The organism is Mycobacterium sp. NGS58 (assembly GCF_059812385.1).
This window is the reverse complement of sequence record NZ_JCALCO010000030.1, coordinates 14,331-36,965: the sequence shown is the minus strand read 5'-3', so window position 1 is coordinate 36,965 and position 22,635 is coordinate 14,331. Positions and strand designations below refer to the sequence as shown.

General features: G+C 68.5%; 22 protein-coding genes and 1 pseudogene. 11 read left to right on the top strand and 12 right to left on the bottom strand.

Annotated features, from left to right (window positions below; all coding sequences use genetic code 11):
* Nucleotides 1-480 (bottom strand): succinate dehydrogenase hydrophobic membrane anchor subunit, encoded by a 480-nt coding sequence (locus tag AC5Y4H_RS23035; RefSeq protein ID WP_499985535.1) that lies wholly within the window; start codon nt 478-480, stop codon nt 1-3.
* Complete coding sequence (gene sdhC, locus AC5Y4H_RS23030) at nt 477-815, bottom strand: succinate dehydrogenase, cytochrome b556 subunit (RefSeq protein WP_499920754.1); 339 nt, start codon at nt 813-815, stop codon at nt 477-479. The genes AC5Y4H_RS23035 and sdhC overlap by 4 nt, the downstream gene beginning before the upstream one ends.
* 253 nt (nt 816-1,068) lie before the next feature.
* Here sdhC and AC5Y4H_RS23025 point away from each other — a divergent pair, with 253 nt between their 5' ends.
* The 4 genes from AC5Y4H_RS23025 to AC5Y4H_RS23010 all read left to right on the top strand — a co-directional run bounded on the left by AC5Y4H_RS23025 (nt 1,069) and on the right by AC5Y4H_RS23010 (nt 5,050).
* A complete protein-coding gene (locus tag AC5Y4H_RS23025) occupies nt 1,069-1,470 on the top strand; it encodes a cytidine deaminase (protein ID WP_499985532.1) in 402 nt (133 codons plus the stop codon).
* Between the two features lie 86 nt (nt 1,471-1,556).
* Nucleotides 1,557-2,657 carry an alpha/beta hydrolase family protein gene (locus tag AC5Y4H_RS23020; RefSeq protein WP_499985530.1) on the top strand — a complete coding sequence of 367 codons (1,101 nt, stop codon included), beginning with the start codon at nt 1,557-1,559 and terminating at the stop codon, nt 2,655-2,657.
* Nucleotides 2,658-2,672: 15 nt separating this feature from the next.
* Nucleotides 2,673-3,965, top strand: coding sequence for a thymidine phosphorylase (locus tag AC5Y4H_RS23015; RefSeq protein ID WP_499985528.1), 1,293 nt, complete (start codon nt 2,673-2,675; stop codon nt 3,963-3,965).
* On the top strand, nt 3,962-5,050 hold the full coding sequence (locus tag AC5Y4H_RS23010) for an adenosine deaminase (RefSeq protein ID WP_499985527.1): 1,089 nt from the start codon (nt 3,962-3,964) through the stop codon (nt 5,048-5,050). The genes AC5Y4H_RS23015 and AC5Y4H_RS23010 overlap by 4 nt, the downstream gene beginning before the upstream one ends.
* Before the next feature lie 28 nt (nt 5,051-5,078).
* On the opposite strand, the gene AC5Y4H_RS23005 is transcribed toward AC5Y4H_RS23010, so the two are convergent.
* The 3 genes from AC5Y4H_RS23005 to AC5Y4H_RS22995 all read right to left on the bottom strand — a co-directional run bounded on the left by AC5Y4H_RS23005 (nt 5,079) and on the right by AC5Y4H_RS22995 (nt 8,178).
* A complete protein-coding gene (locus AC5Y4H_RS23005; protein WP_499985525.1) occupies nt 5,079-5,603 on the bottom strand; it encodes a hypothetical protein in 525 nt (174 codons plus the stop codon).
* A gap of 107 nt (nt 5,604-5,710) precedes the next feature.
* Nucleotides 5,711-7,534, bottom strand: a complete 1,824-nt coding sequence (locus AC5Y4H_RS23000; protein ID WP_499985521.1) for an alpha/beta fold hydrolase — start codon at nt 7,532-7,534, stop codon at nt 5,711-5,713.
* Nucleotides 7,531-8,178 carry a TetR/AcrR family transcriptional regulator gene (locus tag AC5Y4H_RS22995; RefSeq protein ID WP_499985519.1) on the bottom strand — a complete coding sequence of 216 codons (648 nt, stop codon included), beginning with the start codon at nt 8,176-8,178 and terminating at the stop codon, nt 7,531-7,533. Before AC5Y4H_RS22995 ends, AC5Y4H_RS23000 begins: the two co-directional genes overlap by 4 nt.
* Before the next feature lie 105 nt (nt 8,179-8,283).
* Between AC5Y4H_RS22995 and AC5Y4H_RS22990 the strand changes: the two genes are divergently transcribed.
* Nucleotides 8,284-8,943: a polysaccharide deacetylase family protein gene (locus AC5Y4H_RS22990; protein ID WP_499985517.1), complete on the top strand. Its 660-nt coding sequence runs from the start codon at nt 8,284-8,286 to the stop codon at nt 8,941-8,943.
* Here AC5Y4H_RS22990 and AC5Y4H_RS22985 read toward each other — a convergent pair.
* Complete coding sequence (locus tag AC5Y4H_RS22985; RefSeq protein ID WP_499985513.1) at nt 8,940-9,605, bottom strand: GntR family transcriptional regulator; 666 nt, start codon at nt 9,603-9,605, stop codon at nt 8,940-8,942. The genes AC5Y4H_RS22990 and AC5Y4H_RS22985 overlap by 4 nt on opposite strands.
* Before the next feature lie 142 nt (nt 9,606-9,747).
* Here AC5Y4H_RS22985 and AC5Y4H_RS22980 point away from each other — a divergent pair, with 142 nt between their 5' ends.
* On the top strand, nt 9,748-10,770 hold the full coding sequence (locus AC5Y4H_RS22980) for a cupin (protein WP_499985509.1): 1,023 nt from the start codon (nt 9,748-9,750) through the stop codon (nt 10,768-10,770).
* 55 nt (nt 10,771-10,825) lie between these two features.
* Nucleotides 10,826-11,833 carry a VWA domain-containing protein gene (locus AC5Y4H_RS22975; protein ID WP_499985507.1) on the top strand — a complete coding sequence of 336 codons (1,008 nt, stop codon included), beginning with the start codon at nt 10,826-10,828 and terminating at the stop codon, nt 11,831-11,833.
* Between the two features lie 4 nt (nt 11,834-11,837).
* Here AC5Y4H_RS22975 and AC5Y4H_RS22970 read toward each other — a convergent pair whose 3' ends face one another.
* From AC5Y4H_RS22970 to AC5Y4H_RS22960, 3 genes are all read right to left on the bottom strand, one after another.
* Nucleotides 11,838-12,821: a VWA domain-containing protein gene (locus AC5Y4H_RS22970; RefSeq protein WP_499985503.1), complete on the bottom strand. Its 984-nt coding sequence runs from the start codon at nt 12,819-12,821 to the stop codon at nt 11,838-11,840.
* Between the two features lie 45 nt (nt 12,822-12,866).
* Complete coding sequence (gene satS, locus AC5Y4H_RS22965) at nt 12,867-14,165, bottom strand: protein export chaperone SatS (protein ID WP_499985499.1); 1,299 nt, start codon at nt 14,163-14,165, stop codon at nt 12,867-12,869.
* 269 nt (nt 14,166-14,434) lie between these two features.
* Nucleotides 14,435-15,328 (bottom strand): alkaline phosphatase family protein, encoded by an 894-nt coding sequence (locus AC5Y4H_RS22960; protein WP_499985497.1) that lies wholly within the window; start codon nt 15,326-15,328, stop codon nt 14,435-14,437.
* Between the two features lie 92 nt (nt 15,329-15,420).
* On the opposite strand from AC5Y4H_RS22960, the pseudogene upp reads away from it, so the two are divergent.
* Nucleotides 15,421-16,035, top strand: a pseudogene (gene upp / locus AC5Y4H_RS22955) (uracil phosphoribosyltransferase); the annotation flags it as partial.
* Between the two features lie 7 nt (nt 16,036-16,042).
* Here upp and AC5Y4H_RS22950 read toward each other — a convergent pair.
* Together AC5Y4H_RS22950 and AC5Y4H_RS22945 are read right to left on the bottom strand one after the other, a co-directional pair.
* A complete protein-coding gene (locus AC5Y4H_RS22950) occupies nt 16,043-17,623 on the bottom strand; it encodes a phospho-sugar mutase (protein ID WP_499985495.1) in 1,581 nt (526 codons plus the stop codon).
* A 4-nt stretch (nt 17,624-17,627) separates the two neighbouring features.
* Nucleotides 17,628-18,443: a purine-nucleoside phosphorylase gene (locus tag AC5Y4H_RS22945; RefSeq protein ID WP_499985491.1), complete on the bottom strand. Its 816-nt coding sequence runs from the start codon at nt 18,441-18,443 to the stop codon at nt 17,628-17,630.
* 149 nt (nt 18,444-18,592) lie between these two features.
* On the opposite strand from AC5Y4H_RS22945, the gene AC5Y4H_RS22940 reads away from it, so the two are divergent.
* The 3 genes from AC5Y4H_RS22940 to AC5Y4H_RS22930 are packed head-to-tail and all read left to right on the top strand — an operon-like array spanning nt 18,593 to nt 21,620.
* Nucleotides 18,593-19,207 (top strand): cutinase family protein, encoded by a 615-nt coding sequence (locus AC5Y4H_RS22940; protein ID WP_499985588.1) that lies wholly within the window; start codon nt 18,593-18,595, stop codon nt 19,205-19,207.
* A 47-nt stretch (nt 19,208-19,254) separates the two neighbouring features.
* Nucleotides 19,255-20,445, top strand: coding sequence for a M20 family metallopeptidase (locus tag AC5Y4H_RS22935; RefSeq protein WP_499985489.1), 1,191 nt, complete (start codon nt 19,255-19,257; stop codon nt 20,443-20,445).
* On the top strand, nt 20,442-21,620 hold the full coding sequence (locus tag AC5Y4H_RS22930; protein WP_499985485.1) for a M20 family metallopeptidase: 1,179 nt from the start codon (nt 20,442-20,444) through the stop codon (nt 21,618-21,620). The genes AC5Y4H_RS22935 and AC5Y4H_RS22930 overlap by 4 nt, the downstream gene beginning before the upstream one ends.
* Here the strand turns inward: AC5Y4H_RS22930 and AC5Y4H_RS22925 are convergent.
* Nucleotides 21,617-22,435, bottom strand: coding sequence for an alpha/beta hydrolase (locus AC5Y4H_RS22925; RefSeq protein ID WP_499985586.1), 819 nt, complete (start codon nt 22,433-22,435; stop codon nt 21,617-21,619). The two genes, AC5Y4H_RS22930 and AC5Y4H_RS22925, sit on opposite strands and share 4 nt — an antisense overlap.
* Nucleotides 22,436-22,635: the final 200 nt, after the last annotated feature.

The window sequence follows — 22,635 nt, the reverse complement described above, 5'->3', positions numbered from 1 at the left end:
TCAGCCTCCGATATTCGGGTCGAAAGTCAGCAGCACGTAGGTGCCCAGCACCAACGTGAACCCCATGGACAACAGCAGCAGGCTGTTGAGCCAGAACCGGGTGCTGTCCTTGCGGCTGTAGTCGTCGATGATGGTGCGCAGCCCGTTACCGCCGTGCAGCTGCGCCAGCCACAGCAGCGCCAGGTCCCAGAACTGCCAGAACGGCGACGCCCAGCGCTGCGCCACGTAGTTGAAATCGATGCGGTAAACGCCGTTATCCCACATCAGCATGATGAACATGTGGCCGATCGCCAGTACGAACAGCGCGATCCCGGAGAACCGCATGAACAGCCAGGCGAACTTCTCGAAGTTGGGGATGCCGGCCCGCCGCCGCGGCGAGCGGGGGTTGTCCAGGCTGGTGGGGCGGTCATACAGGCGCTGTTTGACCGGGGCGAGGTCGCCCCGACGGGATTGGGAGCCCAGCTGCTGAAGCTCGCTCATCGGAAGTGCTCCATCATGTGGATGACCGTCACCACTCCGGCCGGGACCATCAGCAGCAGGAACACGATGCCGACGATCCAGAACATCAGGCGCTGGTGGCGTGGGCCTTCCGACCAGAAGTCGATCAGGATCACCCGGATCCCGTTCAGGCCGTGGAAGAGCACCGCGGCGATCAGGCCGTACTCCATCAGGCCGACGATGGGCATCTGATAATCGTGGATCACCGCGTTGTAAGTCTGGGGGCTCACCCGCAGCATCGCGGCGTCCAAAACGTGGACGAACAGGAAAAAGAAGATCGTCGCGCCGCTGATCCGGTGCAGCACCCACGACCACATGCCGGGGTCGCCCCGGTACAGCGTCCGTGGTGGCCTGCGTTTGCGAGCCGATACCGGTGCCGCCGGATCCGCGGTTGTCGGTTGCGTAGTCACCCCAGTCCTCACCGCCTTCTTCCGGCTTCAACGTCAGTCACGCCGGGCACTTGAGCTTAGCCCGGACACGGTGTGGCTTGCGCCAATGTCCGTCAAGCGAAATGCCGTTTTGCGGCTAGGGTGACTGTCGGAATCGGCGATGGGTGAGCGGGGTTTCGTTATGCCTGAGATCGACTGGAAGTCATTGCGGGACAAGGCAATCGATGCCTCCGCGGGTGCGTATGCACCGTACTCGCGGTTTCGGGTCGGGGCGGCCGCGCTGGTCGATGACGGCCGGGTCGTCACCGGCTGCAATGTGGAGAACGTCTCATATGGGCTTGGTCTCTGTGCCGAATGCGCCGTGGTGTGTGCCCTGTATTCCACCGGCGGCGGCCGGCTGCTGGCGCTGGCGTGCGTGGACGGGCGCGGCTCGGTGCTGATGCCGTGCGGCCGATGCCGGCAGGTGCTGGCCGAACACGGCGGACCCGAGCTGCTGATCGACCACCCGCGCGGGCCGCGCCGGCTCGGCGACCTGTTGCCGGACGCCTTCGGGCCCGACGACCTGGCCGCGGGCCGCGGCTGAACGCCTTCGCCGAACCGCGGCGCCGCCGCTTGCTGAGTGTTGACGGTCCGCTTACCGTCATCCGTGTGCAACGGGGGAGCGCACCGATGAGGCCGACGGGATCGCTGCCCAGAGTCTTGGGTGCGGTGCTCATCGCGGCGGCGGGATGCGCGTCGCAATCGCCCACCGCGAAGTCGCCATCGGCGACCGCGTCGTCGGCGCCGGCATCCTGGGTGGAGGACGCCGTCTCATTCTCGGTGGCCGATATGACGGTGTACGGCACGTTCCGTCATCCCGCGGGGCGTGGCAGGGCGGTGCCGGGGGCGCTGCTGATCGCGGGCAGCGGTCCGACGGATCGCAACGGTGACTCGGCCGTCCTGCCGGGTCACCTCGACACGCTGCGAAACCTGGCGCAGGCGCTGTCCGACGACGGCGTCGCCAGCTTGCGCTACGACAAGCTCGGCACCGGCCAGACCGGACTCGGCCCCTACGCGGCGGACCCGGCAAAGGTCGATATCGGCGTGTTCCAAGACGAGGCGACCGGCGCGCTGGGCTTCCTGGCCGGTCAATCCGGCATCGACCGGACCCATCTGATGGTGCTCGGCCACAGTGAGGGCGCCCTCTACGCGATGATGCTCGCCGCCGCCGCGCCCGGGACCGCTCCCGCGGTGCAGGCCCTGGGGCTGGTGGAGCCGGCCAGCCGCCGCATCCTCGACCACGTGTCCGTGCAGGTCCGCGCCCAGGCCGACGCGGCGGTCAGGTCCGGGCGGCTCAGCGCCGCGCAGGCGGCCGAAAGCACGGCTGCGATCGACAAGGCGATACAGGAGTTCCGCACGACCGGGCAGGTCCCGCCGGATGAACCGGCGGCACTGAGGCCGGTGATCAATGCCGCCAACGCGCATGCTCTGTTGCAGGAAGACGCAATCGACCCGGCGGCGCTGGCCGCGAAGCTGCCGCGCGCGATGCCGGTGCTGGTCACCTGCAGCGACGCCGATCTTCAGATCACCTGCCAGGACGTCGATTATCTGGTGTCCGGCCTGGACAGCGCGGGCGCCAAGACCGACTATGTCCGCCTGACCGGCGTGGACCATGTCCTCAAGGAGGACACCGGCAGAACGCCCGCCAACTATGCGAAGGCCCTACCGTTCTCCAGCCAACTGACCGGGGCGCTGGCGTCGTTCATCAAAGAGAATGGGATCACACCCTGAGCCGTGGGGACCCACTTGACTGAGCCCGTGTTCGACGCGCCGACGGTGATCAGGACCAAGCGCGACGGCGGCCGGTTGTCCGACGCCGCCATCGACTGGGTCATCGACGCCTACACCGACGGCCGGGTGGCCGAAGAACAGATGGCGTCGCTGCTGATGGCGATTTTGTTGCGCGGCATGGATCGCGGCGAGACGGCCCGGTGGACGGCGGCGATGCTGGCGTCGGGCGACACGCTCGACTTCGCCGGCCTGGGCCTGCGGACGGTCGACAAGCACTCCACCGGTGGGGTGGGGGACAAGATCACCCTGCCCCTGGTGCCCGTCGTCGCCGCGTGCGGGGCCGCGGTGCCGCAGGCCTCGGGCCGCGGGCTCGGCCATACCGGCGGCACCCTGGACAAGCTGGAATCCATCTCCGGGTTCACCGCCGGGCTGTCCAATCAGCGCGTGCGTCAGCAGCTGCGCGAAATCGGCGCGGTCATCTTCGCCGCCGGGAACCTCGCCCCCGCCGACGCCAAGCTGTACGCGCTGCGCGACATCACCGCCACCGTCGAGTCGTTGCCGCTGATCGCCAGCTCGGTGATGAGCAAGAAGCTGGCCGAGGGTGCCGGCGCGCTGGTGCTCGACGTGAAGGTCGGTTCCGGGGCGTTGCTGGGCTCCGAGCGGCAGTGCCGCGAACTGGCGCACACGATGGTCGAACTGGGGGCGGCGCACGGCGTGCCCACCCGCGCGCTGCTGACGGACATGAGCCGCCCGCTGGGCGCGACGGTCGGCAATGCGCTCGAGGTCGCCGAGTCGCTCGAGGTGCTCGCCGGGGGCGGTCCGCCCGATGTCGTCGAGCTGACCCTGCGGCTGGCGTCCGAGATGCTCGAGCTGGCCGGGATCGACGACCGCGATCCCGGCGACACCCTGCGCGACGGCACCGCGATGGACCGATTCCGCCAGCTCGTCGCGGCCCAGGGCGGCGACTTGGCGGCGCCGTTGCCCATCGGTCGGCATGCCGAGAACGTGACCGCCCCGCGTGGCGGCACAATGGGCGATATCGACGCGATGGCAGTGGGGCTGGGGGCATGGCGGCTCGGTGCGGGCAGGTCCCGTCCGGGCGACCGGGTGCAGTCGGGCGCGGGCATCCGCATCCACCGCCGCCCCGGCGAACCGGTCACCGCCGGTGAGCCGTTGTTCACCCTCTACACCGACACCCCAAAGCGTTTCGATGCCGCGCTTGCCGAGCTGGACGGCGGTTGGAGCATCGCCGGGGACGCGGCCGGGATCGAGTCCCGACCGCTGATCATCGATCGGATCGTCGGATGACCGCACCGCTGGGGCTGGAGCAGATCAGGAAGGCCCCCAAGGCCCTGCTGCACGATCACCTCGACGGCGGGCTGCGCCCGTCGACCGTGCTGGAGATCGCGGGGCAGATCGGCTACGACGGGCTGCCCGCCACCGACGTCGACGAGCTCGCGAGGTGGTTTCGCACCCGCTCGCACAGCGGCTCGCTGGAGCGCTACCTGGAGCCGTTCTCGCACACCGTGGCCGTGATGCAGACACCCGAGGCGCTGCATCGGGTCGCCTACGAATGCGTGGAAGATCTGGCCGACGACTCGGTGGTCTATGCCGAGATCCGGTTCGCGCCCGAGCTGCACATCGACCGTGGGTTGTCCTTCGATGCGATCGTCGACGCCGTGCTGGCCGGCTTCGCCGACGGCGAGAAGGCGAGTGCGGCGGCGGGGCGCCCGATCGTGGTGCGCCTGCTGGTCACCGCGATGCGGCACGCGGCGGTGTCCCGTGAGATCGCCGAGCTGGCAATCCGATTCCGGGACAAGGGCGTCGTCGGGTTCGACATCGCCGGCGCCGAGGCCGGCAACCCGCCGACACGGCACCTCGACGCCTTCGAGTACATGCGAGACCACAACGCCCGCTTCACCATTCACGCCGGCGAGGCGTTCGGGTTGCCGTCCATCCATGAGGCGATCGCCTTCTGCGGTGCCGACCGACTCGGCCATGGGGTGCGCATCGTCGATGACATCGAGGTGCTCGACGACGGCAAGGTCCGGCTGGGCCAACAGGCATCTATCCTGCGGGACAAGCGAATTCCGCTGGAACTGTGTCCCAGCTCCAACGTGCAGACCGGTGCCGTCAAAAGCATCGCCGAGCATCCGTTCGATCTGCTGGCCCGCACCCGCTTCCGGGTGACCGTCAACACCGACAACCGGCTGATGAGCGACACCTTCATGAGCCGCGAAATGCACCGGCTGGTGCAGGCTTTCGGCTACGGATGGAGCGACCTCGAGCGGTTCACCATCAACGCGATGAAGTCCGCTTTCATCCCGTTCGACGAGCGGCTGGCGATCATCGACGAGGTGATCAAACCGCGCTACGCCGTGCTGATCGGGTAGGCCGGCCTCAGCCGGCGCGATTCCGCCGCTAGATGTGCCCGGGGATCCCCATACCGGTGTCGGCCGGAGCCGCCGGGGCGACCGGCATGGCCGGCGGCTCCATGGGTGGCGGCGCCATGGGCGGGGCTTCCATGGGTGCGGGAGCGATGGGCGGCGGTGCGATCGGCGGCGGGTCTACCGGCGGCGGTGGGGCTACGGGCGGCGGCGGCGGTGCCAAGGGGGGCGCCGGCGGGGGCGGGGCGTACGGACCTCCCGCGCACACCGGGTTGGTGGGCTGGCTGATGCAACTCAAGTCCGCCGGGCCGGTGGGAGCGCCGCCGGTGGCATATGGCCCACCCTGACATTGCGCTACCTCGGGCATCGCCACGCAACGCGGATCGGAAGGGTTGGTGGGCAGGTTGGGATCGGGATCATCTTGCGGCGCAAGGGGTGTGCGCGCGGGCATCGCGTTCGCCGGGACCGCCGCACCCGTCGCCGCGACTCCGAGCAGCGCCGCGGCAACGGCCGCTCTGGTCATCGCGTCGCGGATGTTCGGAACCACAGCCCAACCCATGAGTCCTCCGTGTCTGCGGGCGGCCCCGCGCGCGTAGAAGCATACTAAGGATGCCCCGCACCGAGAAGCCAGTGAATCGGCGCGACTGCGGGCGTCACACCCGAATATCATCGGCTCGGTTTTTGCGCCGCTCCCACGTACTCACCGATGAAGCCGTTCCGCAACCACCACCTGGGGCTGGTGTGCTTGAAGATCTCGTCGTCGAGGGCGCGGGTGCGCACCGATCTCTTGACCGGGAACGGATTCATCCCCGACTTGTACTCGAGGCCGACAATTGCCGGTGCACCCGGGCGGCCCCGCCTGGGCAGCAGCTCGAAACCGGCCTGCCGCAGCATGGTATTCAACTCGGCCGGGCGGGGGAACCGCCGAAAGTCGTGGTTGGGCTTGTGTAGACCGAACACGTACAGCGGCCCGACCGTGACGAAGCTGAGCCAGGTGAACAGGTTGCGATCCGGCGTGACGTAGAACATCCGGCCGCCCGGCTTCAACGCGGTGAACACGCTGTCGAGCAGACGGCGGTGCTCGGTGCAATGGTCGAAGACCCCGTGCAGGTAAATCAGGTCGAACCGACCGGCCGCCAACACATCCGCGTTTCGTGCGTCGCCGACAACGAAGTTCACCCCGGGCCGGTCGACGAAGCGCTTTCGGGCGGCGTCGATCGATTTATAGTCGACGTCGACGCCGACGATGTCCCACTCGCCCAGCTCCGGATAGCGTTTCAGCAATCCCGCGATGGCGCCTCCGCCGCCGCAGCCGACCACTGCCATCGTCGGGCGTTGATCATCCGTGGGGGGTAGATAGTCGCGGAGGAAATCCCATGCGGTGTAGTCGATTTCGCTGACCAAGTCGGCGGTGAAGCGCCACTGCTCGCTGACGTCGGCGTTGGAGAAGTAGCGGACACCGCGCTCGATCGTGCCGTTGCTGATTCGCATCAGCGCGCGATCGATCATCGAATAGCGGTACTCGGGCTCACCGACTGCGTCGTTGGCCCGTTCGTGGTCGAGGAACTCGAAGTAGCTTCGCTCTTCGGGTTCGATTGGCGCCTCCCATGATTGGGCGTGGCCGAGCACACGCTCCCGAATCCACGAGTCGATGACCCGGCTGTAGACGTCTTTGTCGAACAACATGAGCTGATGGCCGCCGCCGGGCATCATGAAGAAGTCTTTGATCCCGCCGATCCGCTCGAAGCATGCCCGGCAGTGCTCGGCGCCGACTATCTCATCGTGCTCGCCGCACGTGATCAGGACAGGCTTCGTGTTAGCCGCGGCGGGCAGTGGCGGTACATAGTTGAACACCGAGTGGTAGCTTCTGAACCCATACGACCAGACGTAGAGCGGGTCCGTCTTTTTCGTTTCCAGCAATCCGGGGTCTTCTTGGTAGGCGGCCTTGAAGTCGATGAACCGCCGTAGCGGGATCCGTAGCCGATCACCGATCATCGCTGCCGCATATCGCGCCGGGCGCGACTGAAACAGCCGGATCGCCAAGCTCATTGGCGCCTCGTGGTTCAACAAGATGTTCATGCACACGCCGGCCACCACGGAGGGGCACGCGTTGAGCGCGTGGAATGCGACTTCGCCGCCCTGACTCGCGCCGTGCACGATGACGGGTAGGGAGGTGCGACGCGCGGCGTAATCGGTTACCGCCCTGGTGTCGTCGAGGAAGTCTTCGAAAGTGAAGACACCCGCCTTGCTTTCGGTGCGGCCGTGCCCGGTGAGGTCGAACGAATAGACGGCCGCCCGATGGTGGCGACGCATGTGCTCGGCGAACGCGTCGTAACCCTCGCTGTTCCCGGCGGTGCCGTGCACCAGCACCAAGACATAGTCGGCGTTGTCGTTGTCGTAGCGGCGCAAAAAGATTCGTCTGGCGCCGGATCCGGCCACCGCATCCTCGACCATCGGCGGCATTGCCTGCGTGGTGGAGTTAGGGGTCATCCGCGCCTCGAATCCAACACTTCGGTGGTGTGGGTGGTGATCATGCGGGCGAACGCGTCGAAATCGGCGCGGAAGTGTGCAGTGTCGGAAATGAAGGGGCGCTGCATCGACATGCCCAGCAGCACGGTTTCGAAGAGACGCACCGTCTCGTCGATCAATGTTGGCGGCGTGTCGTTACCGACGATCGTGCGCAGTAGCTCAGCGAGCCGCCGGCGCTGGGTATCGCGGTAGTCGACGTACGCGGTCCGCAAGAACTCGTTGTGGTTGGCCGCCGCGGCGAACTCGACCATGAACGTGACCGCGGCGACGTTGTCGATGAACAGTGTGTAGACGAGATCGCCCGCTTTGGCCAGGCTGTCACCGACCGACACCGCCTCAGCCAGGCGGGTCGACACCGTGGAGAACACGGTCTTCGCCATGTCGTCGATCGCCGCCTGGAAGAGCTTTTCCTTAGTCTCGAAGTGGTAGTGCAGCAGCGTCTGCGAAACGCCGGCCTCTTTCGAGATCAGCTTCATCGACGATTTTTCGTAGCCGTACGCGCCGAAGCATCGCACCGTTGTCTGCAGGATTCGCTGTCGGGCGTCGCCGGCCGTCCCCGTGGAACGACCGGCGCCCGCACCCCTCGGGACCGTGGCGGTCAACATCGACTCTTCTCTTCGTCACCGGCTGCCCGATAACATACTGTCTGATCAATCAGTCAGGCAAGTATTTAGTGACGGGCGAGCACCCTTATGCATTCGAAAATCACCTTGACCTTTGACAACGGCCCGTCGCCCGGGGTCACAGATCAGGTTCTCGACGCGCTCGCCCAGCGTCAGATGTCCGCCGTGTTCTTCGTCGTCGGTCAGAACGTTCGCGCGCCGGCGGGACGCCGGCTGCTAGCGCGCACCGTGCGCGAGGGGCATCGGATCGGCAATCACTCGTACACCCACGGACTGCCCCTCGGGGAGCTTTCGCCGGCGGAAACCATTCACGAAATCAGCAGCACCCAAACGCTTTTGGCCGACATCGCCGATGTCGATCGATACTTCAGACCGTGGGGAACCGAGGGCGCACTCGACCGGCGCTGCCTGAATCCAACGGCCGTCGACCACCTGGTCGCAGAAAAGTACACCTGCGTCCTGTGGAACAGCGTCCCGCGTGACTGGGCCGACCCCGAGGGATGGGTAGCCCGGGCGCTCGCCGATGCCCGCCGCCGTCAGCACACCGTGGTGGTACTGCATGACCTGCCCACCGGCGCGATGGATCAGCTACCGAGATTTCTCGACGAGCTCACCGACTCCGGTGTGGAGGTCGTCACCCAGTTCCCCGACGAGTGCGTGCCGATCGTCCGCGGTCGGATGCGGACACCCGTCGATCACCTCACGGCGCGACCGACAATCGTCGCGGATCTGCGGCCCGAGCCCTAGAAGACCGAAAGCCCCATGGCCCGCACCGTGCTGGCCAGGTGGGTTTGCACCGCCTGCAGTGCGCGCGGTAGGTCGCCGTCGCGCAACGCTTCCGCGATGCCTTGATGCTGCGCCAGGATCGTGGCCACCCGATCGGGCTCGCGCAGCGACGATTCCCCGATCATCCGCATCTGCCGGTCGCGCAGCGTCGCATAGAAATTCGCCAGGATGGTGTTGCCCGACTCTTCCAGGGTGATGGCGTGGAAGGCGCGGTCGGATTCCAGGAATGCCCGCCAGTCGGCCGCCGACGCGGCGTCGCGCTGCCGCCGTAGTTCGCCCGACTGCCGTTCGAAGACCGCGGCGCAGACGGCCGGGCCGCCTCCGATGACCCTGCCGGCCGCGAACTGCTCCAGCATCAACCGGGCCTCCATGACCGCCCGCACCTCCTCGGGCGAGACCGGGACCACCAGGGCGCCGCGCTGGGGATACAACCGCAACAGCCCATCCGCCTCCAGTCGCAGGAATGCCTCGCGCACCGGGGTGCGCGACATGCCCAGTGCGGTGGCGACGTCGCCTTCGCTGATCAGTTCACCCCCGGGGAACTCGCCGGTGAGTACCTGCGTCTTGACGTAGCTCAGCGCGCGGTCTTTGGCCGTGCCCGGCCGACGTTCCCTTGCTGCCATGCGCGCCCTCTTCTGGTGGCCAAGTCGTATCTCACGCGTGATCATGACCGTACACCGCCGCACCTACCTGCTACGATTGACACTAAGATACAAGATAAATACTATTCAGATACGAGATGTGCAGCGAGGGAGGAGCCCGCAGATGCCCCAACAATTGGCGACGCCGAACCTTGATCCGACGATTCCGGCACCGATGATCAACGTGGCCGAGTACGGGTTCGAGGGCCGATTCGAAGAGTGGGCTCAGCAAGCCGAATACTTCGAGTACTCCAAGGCGGCCAACCCGATCGGGTCCGGGCACGTCCCACCGGTGCCGACCCGGCGGTTCGATCCCGAGATCTACCTCGACGCCCCGACGGGCGTGATCCCGCTCGATCTGTCCGCGGAACTCGGTATCCACTCCGGCGCGGCGACCAGCCCGGCGCTGTTGGCCAACTTCATCAGCATCCGCGCCGACGAGCAGGTGGATACCAGCCCCAACGCCACCTCGCAGCTGTACTACGTGCTGTACGGCCGGGGCTTCGCAGCGGTCAATGGTCGGCTGATCGAGTGGGAGAAGGGCGACTTCGTGACGCTGCCCGCAGGCAGCCGCTCGGTGTTCTACGCCGGCACCGATACGGCCATGTACTGGGTGCACGACGAGCCGCTGATGCGGTACCTGGGCGCAGAAGCCACCCAGCCGCGCTTTGCGGCGACCAAGTTTCGCCGCGCCGACGCCGTGGCCAAGCTCGACGAGATCGCCTCCCGGCCCGGCGCCAACGACAAGAGCCGGGTCAGCGTGCTGCTGGCCAGCGCCGACCAGGAGCAGACGCTGACCATCACCCACGTGCTGTGGGCCATGTTCGGCGTGCTGCCGCCCAACCAGGTGCAGCGCCCGCACCGGCACCAGTCCGTCGCTCTGGATCTCATCCTCGATGCGCCGGAGTTCGGCTGCTACACGCTGCTGGGCACCCGCCTCGACTCCCGCGGCGACATCATCAACCCCACCCGGGTCGACTGGCGGGCCGGTTGTGCCTTCACCACCCCGCCGGGAATGTGGCACGCCCACTACAACGAGACCGACGAGCCCGCCCACCTGATCCCGATCCAGGACGCCGGGCTACAGACCCACCTGCGCAGCCTGGACATCAAGTTCACCCAGCGCCGCGATCTCGGCGCCGGATAGTCCCGGGGCGCCGGCCCAATGCACCGCCTACGTTCGACGCATAGTGTGGCTGGACATGAAGGTGCCCCTGCTGGGACCGGTGTCGCTCACGGGCTTCCAGAACGCCTGGTTCTTTTTGGTGCTGCTGATCGTGCTGCTGGTGATCGGCCTGTACGTCGTGCAGCAATTCGCCCGCCGTCGCCGGGTGCTGCGCTTTGCGAACATGGAGGTGCTCGAGCGGGTGGCCCCGCCGGCGCCCGGCAAGTGGCGGCACGTGCCGACCATCCTGCTGGCCGTGTCGCTGGTGTTGCTGACCACCGCGATGGCGGGGCCGACGTCGGACGTCCGGATTCCGCTTAACCGCGCTGTCGTGATGCTGGTGATCGACGTCTCGGAGTCGATGGCCTCCACCGATGTGCCACCCAACCGCCTGGACGCGGCCAAAGAAGCCGGCAAGCAGTTCGCCGAGCAACTGACCCCGGCGATCAATCTCGGACTGGTGGAGTTCGCGGCCAACGCCACGCTGCTGGTGCCCCCGACGACCAACCGCGGCGCGGTGAAGGCGGGCATCGACAGCCTCAAGCCGATGCCCAAAACCGCGACCGGGGAAGGCCTCTTCACCGCCCTGCAGGCGATCGCGACGGTGGGGTCGGTGATGGGCGGCGGCGACGGCCCTCCGCCGGCGCGGATCGTGCTGGAGTCCGACGGCGCCGAGAACGTGCCGCTGGACCCCAATGCCCCGCAGGGGGCGTTCACCGCGGCCCGGGCCGCCAAGGCCGAGGGCGTGCAGATCTCGACGATCTCGTTCGGCACCCCGTACGGCACGGTCGACTACGAGGGCGCCACCATCCCGGTTCCGGTGGATGACCAGACCCTGCAGAAGATCTGCGAGATCACCGACGGCCAGTCGTTCCACGCCGACAGCCTGGATTCGCTGAAGAGCGTGTACTCGACGCTGCAGCGCCAGATCGGCTACGAGACGGTGAAGGGTGACGCGAGCCTGGCCTGGATGCTGCTCGGCGCCTTCGTCATGGCCGGCGCCGTCCTGGCCGGTCTGCTGCTGAACCGCAGGCTGCCCGCCTGAGTCGTCAGCTGGGCAGGCGCCGGTTGATCAGCAGCGCCAGCGCGGTCGCGATCAGGGCGGTCAGCACGCCGAGGCGCAGCCAGCCGGAGCTGCCCGGCCCCGGCACGGTGCGGTAGCCGATTTCGTTCTCGATGGCGTTGTAGCTCTTCTGCAGCTCACCCAGGTTGGTGGCGGTGTAGGACTGCCCGCCGGACAGCTTGGCGACCGTCTTCATCTGGTCGGTGGAGACCGGGACGGCGTGGCGCTGCCCGTCCATCTCGATCTCACCGCCCTTGGTCCCGAACGAGATCGTCGAGATGGGCACGCCCTCGTCCTTGGCCAGCCGCGCCGCGGTGTACACACCGTCGTGCGGATCGCTGGGATTGGACGGCTTGTTCTCGCCGCCGTCGGAGAGCAGCACGATGCGCGCCGGTGGCGGGGTGTCGCCGCCGGCGACCGCGGTGGCGCTGATGGCGTGCAGGGCGGTGAAGATCGCTTCGCCGGTGGCGGTGCTGTCGGCGAAATCCAGCTTCTTCAGGGCGTCGATGGTGGCCTGGTGCTGCGGGGTCGGGGGCACCAGCAGGTATGGCGTGCCGGCGAATCCGACCAGCCCGAGGTTGATGCCGGGTGTGAGCTGAGCGGCGAACTGGGTTGCGGCCTGTTCGGCGGCCTTGAGCCGGTTGGGTTCGACGTCGGTCGCCCGCATGGACTGCGACATGTCGATCACCAGCATGATGACCGCGCGGTTGCGTGGGATGCGCATGTCGTGGGTGGGCGTGGCCAGCGCGATGGTCAACAGCGCCAGGCACAGCAGCGACACGGCGATCGGGAGGTGCCGCCACGGCGACTGCGCCACGGGGGTATCGGTGTACCGGTGCAGCCGTTGGCGCCGCCGCGCCTGGACCACGACGTAGACGGCCAGCAGGGCCAGGGGCACCAGCCCGAACAACAACAGGGCGGGACGCTGGAATCCGTACAGCGGCAACGGGCCGATACCGGGAAGCGACACGTCACCCAACCTTCCCGTCTAAGCCCGAGCCGTCAAACGACGGCACTACTCGCGGCGCAGCCGCCCGTCGACGAACTGCTCCAGTTTCTCCCACTCGCGCACCGCCGCGGCGTACGGCGGCGACGGCTTGGTGACCGAGTCGGGCTCGAGCACGGCGGCTACCAGCTTGCCCAGCGGCCGGTTGGTTTCGAGCGCCTTGTCGACGGTGCTCTCCTCCGAGTAGTCACCGATGTCGCGGAGCACCTCGACGGCGAGTTCCAGTTGCTCGCGGTCGACGGCGTCCGGTCCGTCGGCCAGGTCGTCGGCCAGGCCGCTGAGCACGTAGATGTTGTCCTCGCTGATTTCGACCGCGAGCGAGCCGTCGGTAGCGGCGGTGCGGATGTCGTCGTAGGTGCTCAAGTCCGCCAGGTCATGGTCGTGCTCGTCGGCCAGGTAGCGGGCCAGCGCGCGCTCGGACGTGAAGACGCTGATGCGTCCGTTGCGGCCCAGGAAGATCGGCTGGTCGTCCAGGTAGCAGCGCAGCGTGTAGAAGGTGCCCGAGCTCGTCATGATGCGGATCGGATCGATACCCACCTGCAGCCAGAAGTCCTTGTCGCTGCCCAGCACGACGGTGTCGCCGGTCGCCCGGTCGGCCTCGTCATCGGTGTCCTCGTCTTCGGCCTCGGCGTCGTCCGCGGACTCCTCGGGAGTCTGTTCGGTGACGGCGTCCTCGGTGCCGGGTTCTTCGTCCGGCTCGTCCTCTTCGCGCTCTTCGGCCAGCTCGTCGGCGGCCTTGTCCGCCAGCTTGGAGTCGACCTCCGGGGCGGTGACGATGTCGTCGATCGCGGCGAGCACGTCGTCCCAGCTGCGCCCGATCACCTCGGCGATCGCATGCCAGCGCTTGGCGCCGGCCTTGCCGGTGAAATGTTCGATCCCGCCGGACACGGTGCCCAGGCTGGGGTTGCCGTTGAAGAACTTCGACACCGCCGCCAGCTCGCACACCGATCCGATGGACGACACGATGGCCAGCGCGCCGGCCAACGCCGACACCGACTCCTCGGTGGGCTTCTCGGCCACCAGCTCCTCGACGGCGACCAGGTCGAACTGCTTGTCGTCGGCCGGCTCGAACGCGTGCGCGTGTGCAGCCCGCAGCTCCTTCCATGCCGGGTGGTCGGTCAGGTCGTTGTCGTTGTCCGCGCGCACGAACGCGACCAGGTCGGCGATGGAGGAGAACGCGAACAGGTCCTCGTCCTTGCCCAGGAACGCTTCCCACTCGTCGCCCGAGTCACGCCAGCGGGGTGCCCACACGGTGTAGCGGTCACCATCGGACAGGCTCAGACGAATGGGCACGAGGTCAGCAACCATGCGGCACAGAATAGCGACGACCGGCGAACGCGTTACCGGGCCATCGGGGCTAGTGGCGATCGCGAGCGCGGCGGAGCCGGGTGAAGCGGGTCGCCACCATCGGGCTAGTGGCGATCGCGAGCGCGGCGGAGCCGGGTGAAGCGGGTCGCCACCATCGGGCTAGTGGCGATCGCGAGCGCGGCGGAGCCGGGTGAAGCGGGTCGCCACCATCGGGCTAGTGGCGATCGCGAGCGCGGCGGAGCCGGGTGAAGCGGGTCGCCACCATCGGGTTAGCCCCAGATATCGGTGATGGGCGCGGCGCCGGCGGCATAGCCCGTCTTGGGCAATCCGTACATCTGCTCGACCGTGGATAGCACGTTGTAGTGGTTGATCTGTTCGCTGTAGTTGCCGGGGCGGACGTGGGCCCCGTAGAACACCGTGGGGATCTGGTTGCGGCTGCCTCCGACATTGGAATTGTCGTCCTCGTCGAACGTCACGATCAGCAGGCTGTTGTTGGCCACCGCCCAGTTCGCGTACCCGGACAGTTCGCGGTTCAGCCAGGAATCCGCCTGCGCGATCGAACCGTCGTGCATGTTGTCGTCGTTGTTCGGGATGACGAACGAGACGGTCGGCAGGCTCGAGTAGTTGCCCACCGGGAACGCGGAGAACGGCAGCGAGTTCGCCGCCGGCACATTGGTGAAGTTGGCCCACGGCACATGCTTGCGCGCGTACTTGCCCGCGCTGCAGACCGGTGAGCCGACCGCAGGCAGACCCTCCGCGAAACCGACGAATGTGTAACCCGCGGCGAGCAGTTCGGAGCCGAGGTTCGGTGCGGCACCGCCGTTGACCGGACACACGTCCTTAGTCACCCCGAACGTATTGCCGGCGAAGAGCGCCAGGTAATTCGGTTCGCTGGGATGGGTTTCGGCGTACGACTGGACCATGTTGGCGCCGCCGGAGGCCAGCGTGGTGATGAAGGGCGCCGACTTGTTTCCGACGATGCCGTTCTCGGAGCGGTTCTCCTCGACCACGATGACGATGTGCGCGGGTTGCGGAATGGCCGCTGCCGCAAGGCCGATGCGCGGTGTCAACGGGCTGGCCGCCAGTGCCACCAGCGCGCACGCGCCCAGCAGCCGCAGGGCCCGATAAGCACCGCCAACCGGACCTCGAATTTCGCGCAACACGCCCGGAGTATATGAACGGGCGCAGACGGTTTCCGGGACGGGCGCGAGCGTGTCAGAAGGGCTTTGCCCGATCGTTATATACCCTCGACCCCATGGAAATTCGCGTCATCGACCACCCGTTGGCCGCCACTCGGCTGACGGTGCTGCGCGACGAACGCACCGATAACGCCGGTTTTCGCGCCGCGCTACGCGAGCTGACGCTGATGCTGGTCTACGAAGCAAGCCGCGACGCGCCGCGAAAGTCGGTGAGGATCCGCACCCCGATTTCTCCGGCCGTCGGGACCCGCCTGGTCAAGCCGCCGCTGCTGGTGCCGGTGTTGCGGGCCGGGCTGGGCATGCTCGACGCTGCACACGCCGCGATCCCGGAGGCGCAGGCGGGATTCGTCGGTGTCGCCCGCGACGAACAAACCCACATGCCGGTGCCGTATCTGGAGGCGCTGCCGGACAAGCTGGCGGGGCCGGTGATCATCCTCGATCCGATGCTGGCTACCGGCGGGTCGATGGCGCACACCATCGGCCTGCTGCAGCGCCGCGGCGCGACCGATATCACCGTGCTTTGTGTGGTGGCTGCTCCGGAAGGCCTTGCGGCGGTGGAGCTAGCGGCGCCGGACGCGCGAGTGTTCTGCGCCGCGGTCGATAAGGGGCTGAACAAGACGGCCTATATCGTGCCGGGTCTCGGCGATGCCGGCGATCGCCAATTCGGGCCCAACCTGTTCACCAGCTCTGCACAGCAGAAACCAGCGACTCGCGCAGGGCGCCGGCGCGCCGCCGCGAAAAGTTCAGGTCGTCGTCAACCGCGCAGCGAATCTCCAAGTAGCACTTCAACTTCGGCTCGGTCCCGGAGGGCCGCACCACCAGCCTGATCGACGTGTCGTCGTCGCCGGCGGTGAAGATCAACGCGTCGGTGATATCGGTGAGGGTCGCCGCATAATCGGCCAGTGTTTTCGGTGGGTGCGCCCGCCACCGCTGCATCAGTTCGGCCGCCTCCGTGGCGTCTGCGACGTGGCGCGACACCGCGGCGACGTCGTGCACCCCGTACCGCCGGGCCAGTTCGTCGAGCAGGTCTAAGACCGAACGGCCCCGGCCCATGGCGGTGGCCACCAGGTCGCACACCAGCACCGCGGCGCTGATGCCATCCTTGTCGCGCACGGCGGCGGGGTCGACGCAGTGCCCGATCGCCTCCTCATAGGCGTAGATCAAGGTTCCACCAGGCACTTTCGCATCGGCGCGGGCCAGCCATTTGAAACCGGTGAGGGTTTCGACGTGGACGGCGCCGTAACGCGCGGCAATCGCCGACAGCATCCGCGACGAGACCACCGTGCTGGCCACCACCGGTTTGTTCGCCCTTGTTGTCGACAGCAGGTAATCGCCTAGCAGCCAACCTGTTTCGTCGCCCGATAGCATCCGCCAGCGCGGCCCGTCTTTGATGCCGACGGCACAACGATCGGCATCGGGATCTAGCGCGATCGCCACATCGGCGCGGACGTCCGCGGCCAGGGCCAGCAACGCGTCGGTGGCGCCGGGCTCTTCGGGATTGGGGAAAGCGACCGTGGGGAAGTCCGGATCGGGTGCGAATTGCGTTCCGACGGAGTGCACTTCGATGAACCCGGCGCGGTGCAACGTCTCGACGGCCACCGCGCCGCCCACCCCGTGCAGCGCGGTCAGCGCCACCCGCACCGAGCCGTCGCCGCGCCGCAACCCGGCGGCCCGCTCGACATAGCGCTCGACCAGATCGGTCCGCGCGGGTTCGACGGGGGCTCTGCCGATCTGGTCGGCCGGCGGGGCCGCGGCCATCGCGGCTTCGATCTCGCGGTCGGTGGGGGAGACGATCTGGATTCCGCCGTCCCGGTACACCTTGTAGCCGTTGTCGGCGGGCGGATTATGCGATGCGGTGATCTGGATCCCGGCCGTCGCGCCGGTGTGCCGCACCGCGAACGCGACCACCGGGGTCGGCACCGGGCCGGATAGCAATAGCACGGAAAACCCCTGGGCGGCAAGCACTTCGGCGGTCACCGTGGCGAACACCGCCGAGCCGTGCCGGGCGTCGCGTCCCACGATCGCCGGCGAGCCGTGCAGGCCCCGGCCGATCAGCACTTGTGCGACGGCCCAGGTTGCCCGGGAGACCACCGCGACGTTCATGGCGTCCGGCCCGCCGCGCACCGGCCCACGCAGGCCCGCGGTGCCGAATGTCAGCGGGCGGCCGAACCGCTCGGCGAGTTCGTCGGGCTCGCACGCGGCGAGCTCTGCCGCCGTCGCCGGGTCTGGATCGTGGGCGATCCACTCCTCGGGCGTCATGGCACTAGAAGCGCGGGAGCTGGGAAAGGATCAAGGCCAGCAGTGCCCCCATCCGGGTTGCCGCCGCGGCACCGGCGGCCAGCACCTCGGTGTGGCTCAGCGGTTCGCCGCTGATCCCCGCGGCCAGGTTGGTCACCAGTGACACCCCCAGCACCTCGGCGCCGGCGGCGCGGGCCGCAATCGTCTCGTGCACCGTTGACATGCCGACCAGGTCGGCACCCAGCGTGCGCAGCATCCGGATCTCGGCGGGCGTCTCGTAGTGCGGGCCGGGCAGGCCGGCGTAGACGCCCTCGGTCAGCATGGGGTCGGCCTGGCGCGCGAGCGCGCGCAGCCGCGGCGAGTAGGCGTCGGTCAGGTCCACGAATTGCGGACCGACCAGTGGCGACCGGCCGGTCAGGTTCAGGTGGTCGCTGATCAGCACGGGCTCGCCGACGGCCATGTCCGGGCGCAGGCCGCCCGCCGCGTTGGTGAGCACGACGGCGCGCACGCCGGCCGCGCAGGCCGCCCGCACCGGGTGCACGACGTGACACAGGTCGTGGCCCTCGTAGGCGTGGATGCGGCCGACCAGTACCAGCACCCGGTGTGCGCCGATGCGCATCGACAACAGCTCGCCGGTGTGCCCGACCGCGGTGGGCGGGGCGAAGCCGGGCAGCTCGGCCTGGGCCAGCACGGCGGTGGGCGTGCCGAGCGCCGTGACCGCCGGCGGCCACCCCGATCCGAGCACGATCGCGACGTCGTGCTCGGCGATTCCGGTGCTTTCGGCGATGACCTCGGCCGCCCGGCGAGCGAGCTCGCCTGGGTCCGACGGGGTTTCGGTCACAGTGGGCAGACTAGCCCCCGCCGTGGGCAGCGGGGTCGATGCAACCTGGCCGCGCGACGGTGTCCCCGCCATGTGTCAGGATCTGCCGTATGAATCTTCGTAGGTGGCCGGTGGTTGGCCCGGCCATGGGAATAGCCGTCGGTGTTGTGCTGTCGGTGGTTTCGATCACAGTGGGCCCGGCGCCGTCGGCCAAAGCCGACTGTCCGGACGTCCAACTCATCTTCGCCCGCGGTACCGCCGAGCCGCCTGGCCTGGGGGTGGTGGGTGATGCGCTGTTCGGCGCGCTGCAGCCCGCGCTGGGTTCGCGCAGCGTCGACTCCTATGCCGTGAACTATCCGGCCAGCTACAACTTTCTGACCACCGCCGACGGCGCCAACGACGCGCGCGACCACATCGCCGAGATGGTCGGCCAGTGCCCGTCCACGCGGCTGGTGCTGGGCGGCTTCTCGCAGGGCGCCGCCGCGGTCTCGATGCTCGCCGGGGTGCCGCCGGTCGGACAGCGCATCGGCAACTTCGGATCGGCTCCCGCGTTGGATCCCGGCCTGGCCGACAAGATCGCGGCGGTCGCGGTGTTCGGCAACCCCGGCAACCGCTTCAACACACCGTTGTCGTCGACCGGCGCCTTCGCCGGCCGCGCCATCGACCTGTGCAGCGAGGGTGATCCCGTCTGTGTTGTCGGGGGCCGCGACCGGGACGCGCACCACGACTACTCCGCGCCGCCCTACCCTGGCCAGGCGGCCGGATTCATCGCCGGGCGGGTGTAGCCCCGGCGGGGTTGGGCCGCGAAAAGATACTGCGACATACTGCGAGAGTGCCCATAACCCCGTTAGACAGCGTCGAAGATGTCGTGCGGCGGCGTGGTGCCGACCTTGTCGAGTTGTCCCATGACATCCATGCCGAGCCCGAGTTGGCCTTCGCCGAGCATCGCAGCTGCGCCAAGGCGCAGGCGCTGGTCGCCGAGCGCGGCTTCGAGATCACCGCGGCCGCCGGTGGGCTGGACACCGCCTTTCGCGCCGACTTCGGCAGCGGGCCACTGACCATCGGGATCTGCGCCGAGTACGACGCGCTGCCCGAGATCGGCCACGCCTGCGGCCACAACATCATCGCGGCGTCGGCGGTGGGCACCGCCCTGGCGCTGGCCGAGGTGGCCGACGACCTGGGCCTGCGGGTTTCGCTGCTGGGGACGCCGGCCGAGGAGGCCGGCGGCGGCAAGGCGCTGCTCCTGAAGGCCGGGGTGTTCGACGACATCGCCGCGGCGGTCATGCTGCACCCGGGCCCGGCCGACATCGCCGGGGCGCGCTCGCTGGCGCTGTCCGAGGCGACGGTCAACTACCGCGGCAAGGAATCCCACGCGGCCGTCGCGCCGCACCTGGGAATCAACGCCGTCGACGCGGTCACGGTCGCGCAGGTGGCCATCGGGCTGCTGCGCCAGCAACTCGCGCCCGGGCAGCTGGTGCACGGCATCGTCACCAACGGCGGCCAGGCGGTCAACGTCATCCCCGGGCACGCGGCGCTTCAGTACGCGATGCGAGCGGTCGAAGCGGACTCGCTGCGCGAGCTGGAGGGCAGGATGTACTCGTGCTTCGCCGCGGGCGCGCTGGGCACCGGCTGCGAATACGAAATCGACATCCCCGCGCCCCCGTACGACGAACTGAAGCCCGACCAATGGCTGGCCGACACCTTCCGTGACGAGATGTGCCGGCTCGGCCGGGAGCCGGTGGCCCGCGAGTACGAGGCGACGCTGCCCATGGGCAGCACCGACATGGGCAACGTCACGCACGTGCTGCCGGGGATCCACCCGGTGGTCGGGGTCGACGCCGGGGGCGCCATGGTTCACCAGCGCGCCTTCGCCGACGCCGCCGCGGGACCCAGCGCCGACCGCGCGGTAGTCGAGGGCGCGATCATGCTGGCGCGCACCGTGGTTCAGCTGGCCCAGACGCCCGCCCAGCGCGACCGGGTGATGGACGCGCAGGAGCGCAGGCGCGGCGGGGGGCAATCATGAGCCTGGTCGGCGCCGCCGATTCCTGGCTGGCCACCCATCACCAAGACCTGGTCGAATGGCGCCGCCACATTCACCGCTACCCGGAGCTGGGCCGCCAGGAGTACGCCACCACCCAGTTCGTCGCCGAGCGGCTGGCCGAAGCCGGGCTCAACCCGAAGGTGCTGCCGGGCGGAACCGGACTCGTCTGCGACATCGGACCCCAGCACGAGCCCAGGATCGCGTTGCGGGCCGACATGGACGCCCTGCCGATGGCCGAGCTCAGCGGCGTTCCGTACGCCTCCACCATGCCGGGCGTGGCCCATGCCTGCGGTCACGACGCACACACCGCGATCCTGCTGGCCACCGCCTTGGTGCTGGCCTCGGTGCCCGAGCTTCCGGTGGGGGTGCGGCTGATCTTCCAAGCCGCCGAGGAGCTGATGCCCGGCGGGGCGATCGATGCCATTGCGGCCGGCGCCATCATCGGGGTGTCGCGAATCTTCGCCCTCCACTGCGACCCCCGGCTGGAGGTCGGCAAGGTCGCGGTCCGGCACGGCCCCATCACCTCGGCGGCCGACCAGATAGAGATCACGCTGTACTCGCCCGGCGGCCACACGTCGCGCCCACACCTGACCGCCGACCTGGTGTACGGGCTGGGCACGCTGATCACCGGGTTGCCCGGGGTGTTGTCGCGGCGCATCGACCCGCGCAACGGCACCGTGCTGGTCTGGGGCGCGGTCAACGCCGGCGTGGCCGCCAACGCCATTCCGCAGACCGGCGTGCTGGCCGGCACCGTGCGCACCGCGAGCCGGCAGACCTGGGTGGGTATGGAGGAGATCATCCGCGAGACGGTGTCCGGGCTGCTGGCGCCGCTCGCCATCGAGCACACGCTGCAATACCGGCGCGGCGTACCGCCGGTGGTCAACGAGGACGTTTCGACACGCATCCTCACCCACGCGATCGAACAGATCGGCCCCGACGCGCTGGCCGACACCCGTCAGTCCGGCGGTGGCGAGGACTTTTCCTGGTACCTGGAGGAGGTTCCCGGTGCGATGGCCCGGCTGGGGGTGTGGCCGGGGGTAGGGCCTCAGCTGGACCTGCACCAGCCGACGTTCGACCTCGACGAGCGGGCCCTGCCGATCGGCGTCCGCGTGATGACGAACATCGTCGAGCAGTCGGCCGCCTTCGAGCGGTCCTAGGCGCCGGTGGCGCGGACGACGTGTTCGGCGATATGGGCATAGCTGCGCCGCGTCACGTCACCGGCCCCGCTCATGATGTTGTAGCCGTGGTCGACGCCGGCCACCTCGTGGTACTCCGCTAACGCCCCGGCGGCGTCGAGTTTGGCTGCGTACCTGCGGGCTTCGTCGCGCAGCCGATCGTGCTCGGCCGTCACGACGAGCGCGGGTGCGATGCCCGCGATGGCATCGGCGTTGTCGCCCCAGGCGGGCGAGGCCAGGCGGTCGCGCCGCTGGGCCGGCTCGGGGATGTAGGCGGTGTCGAAGACCTCGCTCATCCACGGCTTCATGATCGCCCGGCGGCCGACCGTCGACGCCTTGTCGCGGCTGGGCGTGACCAGGTCCAGCGGCGCGTAATGCAGCACCTGCAGTGCGATGTCGGGGCCACCGTTCTCCAGCGCGAGCCGCGCGGCCGCGGCGCTGAGGTTGCCGCCCGCGCTTTGGCCGCCGACGCACAGTCGGGTGCCGTCCCACCCGCGGTCGGGGCCGGCCGCCCAGCGCACGACGTCATAAATCTGGTACACCGCGGTGGGGAAGCGGTGCCCCGGTGCCAGGACGTAGTCGGGGTTGATCACCAGCACGCCCGCGTTGGCGGCCAGGTACCGGCACCAGGGATCGTCCTGCTCGCGGTGTCCGACCACGAACCCGCCGCCGTGCACGTTGACGTAGACGGGCGGGTTCGTCGCCGCCGGCGGGTGATAGACGGTGGCGGATACCGGCCCGTGGCGGGTATCGATGGTGACTTCAGAGGTGTGGCCGGCGATCTCCGGGAATCGCACGGCGGCCTTGGGGGTGGGATTGATGGCGGCGGAGAAGGCGCGCGCCACCGCGTCGGCGACCAGCGGTATGGACAGAATGGACAGCCGTTTTTCCTTCCTGGGCGGCGCCGCGGCGAATCGCGGCGCGCATCGTCGGTCTGTCTTTCTACCCGCCCGATCGCCGTCGGGCGAACGATTTTCGGTGGACGGCGTCGGGCCGC

What these genes read in the sequence shown, in the direction of transcription:
- AC5Y4H_RS22995 (WP_499985519.1), bottom strand. Translation starts at nt 8,178, where the DNA reads ATGTTGACCGCCACGGTCCCGAGGGGTGCGGGCGCCGGTCGTTCCACG.
- AC5Y4H_RS23035 (WP_499985535.1), bottom strand. Translation starts at nt 480, where the DNA reads ATGAGCGAGCTTCAGCAGCTGGGCTCCCAATCCCGTCGGGGCGACCTC.
- AC5Y4H_RS23000 (WP_499985521.1), bottom strand. Translation starts at nt 7,534, where the DNA reads ATGACCCCTAACTCCACCACGCAGGCAATGCCGCCGATGGTCGAGGAT.
- satS (WP_499985499.1), bottom strand. Translation starts at nt 14,165, where the DNA reads ATGGTTGCTGACCTCGTGCCCATTCGTCTGAGCCTGTCCGATGGTGAC.
- AC5Y4H_RS23025 (WP_499985532.1), top strand. Translation starts at nt 1,069, where the DNA reads ATGCCTGAGATCGACTGGAAGTCATTGCGGGACAAGGCAATCGATGCC.
- AC5Y4H_RS22980 (WP_499985509.1), top strand. Translation starts at nt 9,748, where the DNA reads ATGCCCCAACAATTGGCGACGCCGAACCTTGATCCGACGATTCCGGCA.
- AC5Y4H_RS23005 (WP_499985525.1), bottom strand. Translation starts at nt 5,603, where the DNA reads ATGGGTTGGGCTGTGGTTCCGAACATCCGCGACGCGATGACCAGAGCG.
- AC5Y4H_RS22975 (WP_499985507.1), top strand. Translation starts at nt 10,826, where the DNA reads ATGAAGGTGCCCCTGCTGGGACCGGTGTCGCTCACGGGCTTCCAGAAC.
- AC5Y4H_RS22930 (WP_499985485.1), top strand. Translation starts at nt 20,442, where the DNA reads ATGAGCCTGGTCGGCGCCGCCGATTCCTGGCTGGCCACCCATCACCAA.
- AC5Y4H_RS23020 (WP_499985530.1), top strand. Translation starts at nt 1,557, where the DNA reads ATGAGGCCGACGGGATCGCTGCCCAGAGTCTTGGGTGCGGTGCTCATC.
- AC5Y4H_RS22985 (WP_499985513.1), bottom strand. Translation starts at nt 9,605, where the DNA reads ATGGCAGCAAGGGAACGTCGGCCGGGCACGGCCAAAGACCGCGCGCTG.
- sdhC (WP_499920754.1), bottom strand. Translation starts at nt 815, where the DNA reads ATGTGGTCGTGGGTGCTGCACCGGATCAGCGGCGCGACGATCTTCTTT.
- AC5Y4H_RS22950 (WP_499985495.1), bottom strand. Translation starts at nt 17,623, where the DNA reads ATGACGCCCGAGGAGTGGATCGCCCACGATCCAGACCCGGCGACGGCG.
- AC5Y4H_RS23010 (WP_499985527.1), top strand. Translation starts at nt 3,962, where the DNA reads ATGACCGCACCGCTGGGGCTGGAGCAGATCAGGAAGGCCCCCAAGGCC.